This window comes from Halorubrum sp. ARQ200 (assembly GCF_005435115.1).
Classification (GTDB): domain Archaea; phylum Halobacteriota; class Halobacteria; order Halobacteriales; family Haloferacaceae; genus Halorubrum; species Halorubrum tropicale.
Genome location: NZ_SGTZ01000065.1, coordinates 1 through 438 on the forward strand (window position 1 = coordinate 1; position 438 = coordinate 438).

General features: G+C 68.3%; 1 protein-coding gene. It reads left to right on the plus strand.

Features of this window, described 5'->3' with window-relative positions; all coding sequences use genetic code 11:
- A partial coding sequence (locus EXE50_RS17045) for a hypothetical protein (RefSeq protein WP_137705654.1) occupies window positions 1–381 on the plus strand: 381 nt, incomplete at its 5' end.
- Between the last annotated feature and the right edge of the window lie 57 nt (window positions 382–438).

Sequence of the window (438 nt, forward strand, 5' to 3'; positions counted from 1 at the left end):
CTACAGGGGGCGATCTTCGGCACGCTCGTCTCCTTCGCGACCGGCGGCGTGAACTTGATCCATAGCGCGTTCGGGCTGGTGATCGCGCCGCTCGACGCGCTGGCGTCGTCGGTGACGCAGTTTGTCGACTCGGCGATCCTCGCGCCGCTGGGGATCATCGGGACGACGGCGGAGGCGTCGGCGACGGCGACAGCCTCGCAGTTCGGACCGTTCGCGATCCTCGTCGGCGTCGTGTTGGTGCTGGGTGCGTTCTGGATGATCACGCAGTTCCTCGAACAGTCGGAGACGAGCGACACGCTGCCGATCCCAGGACTCGGCGACGCGCCGGACATCCCGGGACTCCCGCTCGGCGTGACCGAGGAGAACGAGGACGAAGACTGATGCGGCACCCATCGCGATCCAACCGCGCGCTCGCGGGGGTGGTGAGCGGTGGCTGAC